Origin of the sequence: Bradyrhizobium sp. SHOUNA76 (assembly GCF_023006445.1) — a bacterium.
GTDB lineage: Bacteria > Pseudomonadota > Alphaproteobacteria > Rhizobiales > Xanthobacteraceae > Bradyrhizobium.
The window spans coordinates 1-7,586 of record NZ_JALBHA010000321.1 but is presented as its reverse complement, the minus strand read 5'-3'; the positions used below and the strand labels follow the sequence as shown (position 1 = coordinate 7,586).

The 7,586-nt window shown below is 63.3% G+C and carries 7 protein-coding genes and 1 pseudogene; 1 reads left to right on the top strand and 7 read right to left on the bottom strand.

Features of this window, described 5'->3' with window-relative positions; genetic code table 11:
- Positions 1-327: AMP-binding enzyme (locus MOV74_RS25960; RefSeq protein ID WP_404979173.1), on the top strand; the 327-nt coding region annotated here is incomplete at its 5' end.
- A 90-nt stretch (positions 328-417) separates the two neighbouring features.
- Here MOV74_RS25960 and MOV74_RS25955 read toward each other — a convergent pair.
- The 7 genes and pseudogenes from MOV74_RS25955 to MOV74_RS25925 all read right to left on the bottom strand — a co-directional run.
- On the bottom strand, positions 418-1,395 hold the full coding sequence (locus MOV74_RS25955) for a TRAP transporter substrate-binding protein (protein ID WP_246929203.1): 978 nt from the start codon (positions 1,393-1,395) through the stop codon (positions 418-420).
- Positions 1,396-1,433: 38 nt separating this feature from the next.
- On the bottom strand, positions 1,434-2,747 hold the full coding sequence (locus MOV74_RS25950) for a TRAP transporter large permease (protein ID WP_246929202.1): 1,314 nt from the start codon (positions 2,745-2,747) through the stop codon (positions 1,434-1,436).
- 2 nt (positions 2,748-2,749) lie between these two features.
- Positions 2,750-3,331, bottom strand: a complete 582-nt coding sequence (locus MOV74_RS25945; protein ID WP_246929201.1) for a TRAP transporter small permease — start codon at positions 3,329-3,331, stop codon at positions 2,750-2,752.
- Positions 3,332-3,500: 169 nt separating this feature from the next.
- Positions 3,501-4,298 (bottom strand): MBL fold metallo-hydrolase, encoded by a 798-nt coding sequence (locus tag MOV74_RS25940; RefSeq protein ID WP_246929200.1) that lies wholly within the window; start codon positions 4,296-4,298, stop codon positions 3,501-3,503.
- Positions 4,299-4,311: 13 nt separating this feature from the next.
- Positions 4,312-5,088, bottom strand: a complete 777-nt coding sequence (locus tag MOV74_RS25935; RefSeq protein WP_246929199.1) for a TatD family hydrolase — start codon at positions 5,086-5,088, stop codon at positions 4,312-4,314.
- Positions 5,089-5,101: 13 nt separating this feature from the next.
- Positions 5,102-7,126, bottom strand: a complete 2,025-nt coding sequence (gene metG / locus MOV74_RS25930; RefSeq protein ID WP_246929198.1) for a methionine--tRNA ligase — start codon at positions 7,124-7,126, stop codon at positions 5,102-5,104.
- A gap of 48 nt (positions 7,127-7,174) precedes the next feature.
- Positions 7,175-7,586, bottom strand: a pseudogene (locus MOV74_RS25925) (DNA polymerase III subunit delta'); the annotation flags it as partial.

Below are 7,586 nucleotides of genomic sequence, written 5' to 3'. Positions count from 1 at the left end.
TCCAAGGACATCATCATTTCCGGGGGCGAGAACATCTCCTCCGTCGAGGTCGAGGACATCCTCTACAAGCACCCGGCCGTGCTGTTCGCCGCCGTGGTCGCAAAGCCCGATCCGAAATGGGGCGAAGTGCCCTGCGCCTTCGTCGAGCTGAAGGACGGCGCCAGCGCGAGCGAAGCCGACATCATCGCGTTCTGCCGCAGCCACATGTCGGGCTTCAAGACGCCGAAGGCCGTCGTGTTCGGGCCCATCCCGAAGACGTCAACCGGGAAGATCCAGAAATTCCTGCTGCGCAACGAGGTTGGTTCGGCGAAGGCGATTACGGCCTAGATCTGCAGGGCGTGCGAAGGCTGTCTCGATATCGAGGGAGAGACTTCCGCCCACACGCCGGAAGGCGGCGGGCGGAAGGCCTCGCCGGTCTCACATCTTCTTGTAGGCGTCGACCACCGCCTGGCCGTCGGCTCCCGCCTTCTTGAGCCAGTCCGCCGTGAGCTGTTCGCCGATCTTCTGGAAGCCGGCCTTGAGCGCCGGGCTCGGCGGCTCGACGGCCATGCCTTTCGCCTTGAGCTGATCGATGTACCAGGTGCTCTTGTCCTGCCAGGCTTTCCAGCCGCGGGTCTCCGCCGTTGCCGCCGCCTTGAGGATGGCCTCCTGGGTCGGCTTGTCGAGCGCATCGAACGCGGCCTTGTTGACGAAGGTGTAGTCCTTGGGAATCCAGGCCTGCACGTCGTAGAAGTACTTCAGCGACTCCCAGGCCTTGGCGTCGTAGCCCGTCCCGCCCGACGACATGAAGGAATTCACCACGCCGGTCGCCAGCGCCTGCGGCAGCTCCGCGGCCTGGATCGTGACCGACTGCGCGCCGACCAACTCGCCAATGCGCGCGGTTCCAACATTGTAGGCTCGCCATTTCAGGCCCTTCATGTCGTCGATCGAGGCGAGCGGCTTGTTGACGTAGACGCCTTGCGGCGCCCACGGCACGACGAACAGCAGCTTGAGACCCTGCGCGTCCAGCTTCTTGGCGATCGACGGCTTGGAAGCCTGATACAGCTTCATCGCGTCCGGGAAGCTGGTCGCGAGGAACGGCACGACGTCGATGCCGAACAGCGGATCCTCATTCTCGTGGATCGAGAGCAGCACCTCGCCGATCTGCGCTTGCCCGGTCATCACCGCGCGCTTGATGTCCGGCGCCTTGAACAGCGAGGCGCCCGGATGAACCGTGATCAGGAGCTTTCCGGACGTGGCGGCTTCGACGTCCTTGGCGAAGGCGACGAGGTTTTCGGAGTGCGGATTGTCCGCTGGATACGCTGCCGGCAGATTCCATTTGGTCTGGGCCAAAGCGGGTGTCGCAGCCGCCACGACGCCGGCGATCAAGCATGCGCGGAATAAACGAGACATCATCGGACTTCTCCTCACTGTATTCTGAAAACCAGGTGCGATCAGTCTGGGAAAGCGAGCTTGGGCAGAAACATCACGATTTGCGGATACTCAGTGATGATGAACACGGCGGCCAGCAGCAGGACGAAGAACGGGAACGCCGCTCGCGCGACAGTGAAAGTGTCGCGCCCGCTCATGTTCTGCAGCACGAACAGATTGAAGCCGACCGGCGGCGTGATCTGCGCCATCTCGACATGGATGATGAGGTAGACGCCGAACCAGACCAGGTCGAGACCGGCCTGCTTGACCATCGGCAGCACAATGACGGCAGTCAGGACGATCATCGAGATGCCGTCGATCAGACAACCGAGAATGATGTACATGATGCTGAGATACAGCGCGAGCATGCCCGGCGTGAGCTGCTGCCCCTGGACCCAGGTGGCGAGCGCGGCCGGAATGCCGGTATAGGCCATCGCGGCCGTGGTGTAGGCCGCGCCCGCCAGGATCAGCATGATCATGCAGGTCAGGCGCGTCGCGCTCATGATGCTCTCGACGAAGTTCTTGCGCGTCAGCGTGCCGCTCCACCACGCCAGCAGGAGCGCGCCTGAGACGCCCCATGCGGCGCATTCCGTGGCGGTCGCGAAACCCAGCACGAGCGAGAGGAAAACTGCCAGGATCAGCAGCAGACAGGGCGCAAGCTTGGCCGACTCGCGGAGCTTCTGCCGGAATGGCATCGGGGGATCGCGCGGCGGAATCTTCGTCGGATTGAGCAGCGACCAGATGATGATGTAGCCGGAATAGAGCACGATCACGAGCAATCCCGGCAGAAAGCCGCCGAGAAACACTTGAAGCACGGAGACGTTCGCCGTAACCGCGTAAACCACCATCGGGATCGAGGGCGGAATCAACAGGCCGAGCGTGCCGGAGCCCGCGAGTGATCCGAGGCTCAGGCCCTTGTCGTAGCCGCGCTTGTCGAGCTCCGGCAGTGCGATCTTGCCGATCGTTGCACAGGTCGCCGCCGACGAGCCCGACACCGCCGCAAAGATTCCGCAGCCGATGACGTTCACATGCGTGAGCCGTCCCGGCAGCCACTGCACCCAGGGCGAAAGTCCCCGGAACATCTCCTCCGACAATTTGGTGCGGAACAGAATCTCTCCCATCCAGATGAACAGCGGCAGCGCCGCCAGCGTCCAGGACGAGCTGGCGCTCCAGGTGGTGGTGGCGAGCACCGCGCCGAGCGGCAGGCTGGTGGTCAGCGCCATTGCCACGAAGCCGACGAGCCCGAGCGAAACCGCGATCCAGACGCCGCTTCCCAGCAGCAGGATCATGACGACGAGCAGGACGAATGACAGCTCGATCATGCCGAGATTGGCCATGGTCAACCTCCGCCGCCCTGCGAGATGCGCTCGATGAACTCGTCCGGCGTTTCATCCGGCGAGCCCTTCTCGTAGCTCGGCCGGTTGCCACCGATGACACTGATCATTTCATCGACGAGCGCGATCGACAGGATCGCAAGTCCGCCGGCGAAACCGAGCTGCGGAATCCAGAGCGGAAGCGCGACGACGCCCTGCGCCACATCGTTGAAGCGCCAGGAATCGTAGGTCATCTGCACGGCATACCAGGTGAAATACAGGATGAAAGCGGTGGCGATACCGAGCGCCACGATCTCCGCGATCTGCTTGGTCCGCCCGTGCAGCTGTTCCAGCAGCAGGCCGACACGGATCATCTCTCCGCGCTTGAAGGTGTGCGCAAGGCCGAGGAACGCCATCGCGGCCATGCACCAGGACGCGAAATCATCGCCGGCGGGAATGTTGATCGCAAATTGGCGCCCGACCGACATGGCCATCATGATCGCGAAGATCGCAACCAGGAAGACGCCCGCTGCGTAGCCTGCTCCGAGATAGAGGAGATCCAGAGCGCGGCGCACCAGTCCCCCAGCCGATACATGATCCCCTGTCACGCGCCCCCCATCCTCAACACGAGGCGATCCGGCGGTCACATAGTGCTCGCCGCCTGTCCTGCTTCAATATCGCCCTTGCCTAACACCTGTCTTTCAGACGTTAGATCAACATGATGCAGCCGATGCAAGCAAGGAGTCTGCCGGCTCACGGCGGAATTCTACCGCCGATTCAGTGCGTCTCCAGCCGGAGCCCGTCAAAAGCGGGCACGACGCCGGCGGGCAGCGATTGCCGGATCACCTCGTAATCCACGTCGGCCGTCATATTGGTGATGACCGCGCGCTTCGGCTTGAACCGTTCGATCCAGGACAGCGCGTCGTTGATGCTGAAATGGCTGACATGGCCAGTGTAGCGCAGGCCGTCGACGATCCAGAGGTCCAGATTTTCCAATGCGCCCCAGCTCTCGCGCGGGATGTCGTTGAGGTCGGGTGTGTAGGCCGCATTCCCGATGCGATAGCCGAGTGCGGGAATGTTGCCATGCTGGACCAGAAAGGCCGTCATCGTCACGGCGCCGCCCTTCCCCAGAATGGTCTGGCTTCCGCCCGCTTCGATCGAATGCCGCGTCAGGATCGGCGGATAGTCGCTGCCCTCCGGCGAGATGAAGCAATAGGAGAACCGCGACAGGATATCCTTGGCGGTCGACTGGTTGAAGTAGGTCGGGATACGACGTCGCATATGCATGACGACCGAACGCAGATCGTCCATGCCGTGGGTCTGATCGGCGTGTTCATGCGTCAAGAACACCGCGTCGATGTGATCGACATTGGTTGAGAGCAATTGCTCGCGCAGGTCCGGCGAGGTGTCGATCACGATGCGTGTGGTGCCGTGCTCGGAGGTCCGTTCGACCAGCAGCGAGCAGCGGCGACGGCGGTTCTTGGGATTGTTGGGGTCGCAGGCGCCCCAGCCGAGCGCCGGGCGCGGCACGCCGGCGGAGGAGCCGCAGCCCAGGATCGTCAGCGTCAGCGTCATGCGGCTCCCAGTTTCAAGCTTTCACCTTCGAGAACAGACGGAAGAAGTTTTCGCTGGTCTGGCGCGAAATCTCGTCAAACGAAACGCCGCGAGTCTCGGCCAGCACCTTTGCGACCTCGACCACATAAGCCGGTTCGTTCCGCTTGCCCCGGAACTTGCCCGGCGCAAGATAGGGCGAGTCGGTTTCGACCAGGATCCGATCGGACGGCAGCTCGGCCGCGAGCGCCCGCAAGGTCTCCGACTTCTTGAAGGTCAGGATTCCCGTGAAACCGATATAGAGCCCGAGCGACACCGCCTTCAGCGCCAGCTCACGTCCGCCCGTGTAACAATGCAGCACGGCGCGAAACGGTCCGTTTGCCACCTCGTCTTCCAGGATGCGGGCGCAGTCCTCGTCGGCTTCGCGGGTGTGGATCACCAGCGGCAGGCCGGTGGTGCGGGCGGCGGCGATGTGGGCGCGAAACCCCCTCGCCTGCGCCTCCGGCGCGCCATTGTCGTAGAAATAGTCGAGCCCGGCCTCGCCGAGCGCGACGACCTTGGGATGCTCCGTCAACGCCACCAGCTCGTCCGGTGCGATTCCGTCTTCCTCATCCGCGTTGTGCGGATGGGTGCCGACCGAGCAATAGACGTCGTCATAGCGTTCGGCGATGGCGAGAAGCTGATTCAGCTTTCGCACCCGCGTGGAGATCGTCACCATCCGGCCGATGCCGGCCGCACGGGCCCGCGACACGATCCCGTCGAGATCTTCCGCAAAGTCCGGAAAGTCCAGATGGCAGTGGCTGTCGACCAGCATCGCGCGAACGCCTTCAGGCCGCCGGCTCGACGTAGCGCGGGAACGCCGGGGTCGGCGCCGGCAGCGTCGAACCGGGCGCGATCCGCCTGGCGCCGCCGAGCATCGCGAAGCTGCGCTCGGATTCGGGGATACCAAGGCTGTCGAGCAGCAAGCCCGAGGCGGCCGGCATCGCGGGCTGAGCCAGGATCGCGATCTGGCGCACGACTTCGGCGGTGACGTAGAGCACCGTCTTCTGCCTGGCAGGATCGGTCTTGGCGAGCGCCCACGGCGCCTCGCCGGCGAAATAGCGGTTGGCCTCCGCGACCACGGCCCAGACGGCGTTGAGCCAGTGATGGATCTGTTGCGTCGCCATGGCTTCGCGTGACGCCGTGATCATGCCGTCGGCCATCGCCAGGATCGCCTTGTCGTTGTCGCTGAACTCGCCGGGCTCGGGCAATACGCCGACGAGCTGTTTTGCGATCATCGACAGTGAACGCTGCGCCAGGTTGCCGAGATCGTTGGCGAGGTCGGCGTTGATGCGCGCGACGATGGCCTCGTGGTTGTAGTTGCCGTCCTGTCCGAACGGCACCTCGCGCAGAAAGAAATAGCGCATCTGGTCGACGCCATACTGGTCGGCGAGGTTGAAGGGATCGACGACATTGCCGACCGACTTCGACATCTTCTCACCCCTGTTGAACAGGAAGCCATGGGCATAGACCCGCTTCGGCAGCGGGATCCCGGCCGACAGCAGGAACGCCGGCCAATACACCGCATGGAAACGGATGATGTCCTTGCCGATGATGTGGACGTCGGCCGGCCAATAACGCCAGTTTCCGTCGCCTTCGTCGGGAAAGCCGACGCCGGTGATGTAGTTGGTCAGCGCGTCGACCCAGACATACATCACGTGCTCTTCGTCGCCGGGCACCTTGACGCCCCAGTCGAACGTCGTGCGCGAGATCGAGAGATCGCGCAGGCCTCCTCTGACGAAGCTCACCACCTCGTTCTTGCGGGAGTCGGGCCCTATGAAATCGGGATGATCCGCGTAGAGCTTCAGCAGCTTGTCCTGGTACGCCGACAGGCGGAAGAAATAGCTCTTCTCCTCGACCCATTCGACCGGCGTGCCCTGCGGTCCAAGCCGGACGCCGTCATCGTTCAGGCGCGTCTCGTCCTCGGCGTAATAGGCTTCATCGCGCACCGAGTACCAGCCGGCATAGGTGTCGGCATAGATATCCCCGTTCGCCTCCATGCGTCGCCAGATCTCCTGGCTGGAGCGATGATGCTGCTCCTCGGTGGTGCGGATGAAGCGGTCGAACGACACGTTCAGGCGCTCGTCCATCTCCTTGAAGCGGCCGGCATTGCGCGTGGCAAGCGCGGAGACGGACATGTTCTCACCGGCGGCCGTCTGAACCATTTTCTGACCGTGCTCGTCGGTGCCGGTCAGGAAGAACACGTCCTTGCCGTCGAGCCGCGCAAAACGTGCGAGCACGTCGGTCGCGATCGCCTCATAGGCGTGGCCGATATGCGGGCTGCCGTTGGGATAGGCGATCGCGGTCGTGATGTAGAAGACGTTGTCGCGCGCGGGGGCGGCGACGGGTGCTGCGGCTTGCGGAGCTGCGACGGGCTTCGGCGCAGGCGGCGCCTTGGGTTTAGAGATCTTGGGTTTAGAGATCTTGGGTTTTGATATCTCGGATTTTGAGATCTCGGGTTTCGAGACCTTGGGCTTCACGGCTTGCGGGGGCACGGCAACAGGCGCCGGCGCAGCGGCAACGGCAGGCGCACTCACCTTCGCCTTCTTGGCCACTTTCTTCGCCGGAGCCTTGGCTGGCTTTTTGGCCGCCTTCTTTACCGTCTTCTTGGCCACGGCCTGCTTCTTTGCGACTTTCTTGCCGGCCTTCTTCGCCGTCTTCGCGACGCTCTTCTTCACGCCCTTTTTGGCGGCGACCTTCTTGGTCTTCTTGACGGCCTTGCTGGCGCGCGCCTTCACAGCCTTCTTCGTGGCTTTTTTCGCAGCTTTCTTGCTGCCCTTGGCTTTGACGGTTTTCTTAGCTCGCGTTGCCACGACGAATTCCTTTTACCGGCTTCTCGAAATTTGGAAACAAACCTGCGCCTAGCGCGTTGCGTCCGCCAGCCAGCCGAACACCGAGAAAACCAAGGGTTTTCGCTCCAGATTGTAGGTTTCGGTGTCACGCGCGGCGCGGACGATCTTTTCCCATACCTCGGCTAGGCGCGCAAGGCGCGGCAGGTTCTGGTTGGCATTGGCCTCGTCCCCATGCAGGCGTTCCGCGATCCAGCGATCGATGCCGTCGATGAAGGCGGCAAGTGCGATGCGATCGCTGGTGCCGAGCGAATCGCCGAGCGTGTGCAATTCGCGCGGATCGACCTGCGGCAGGCGCGCGAGCAGCGCCGCCGTGCGCTGCTGAAGTTTCAGGGCATCGCCGCCGAGCAGCGTCAGGGCCCTTGCAACGCTACCCTCGGAGGCCTCCGCCACCTCGCGCAGCGCAAGATCGCTCGGATCGAGC

Coding starts and splice junctions, on each gene's coding strand:
- MOV74_RS25955 (WP_246929203.1), bottom strand. CDS start 1,395: ATGATGTCTCGTTTATTCCGCGCATGCTTGATCGCCGGCGTCGTGGCG.
- MOV74_RS25950 (WP_246929202.1), bottom strand. CDS start 2,747: ATGGCCAATCTCGGCATGATCGAGCTGTCATTCGTCCTGCTCGTCGTC.
- MOV74_RS25940 (WP_246929200.1), bottom strand. CDS start 4,298: ATGACGCTGACGCTGACGATCCTGGGCTGCGGCTCCTCCGCCGGCGTG.
- MOV74_RS25935 (WP_246929199.1), bottom strand. CDS start 5,088: ATGCTGGTCGACAGCCACTGCCATCTGGACTTTCCGGACTTTGCGGAA.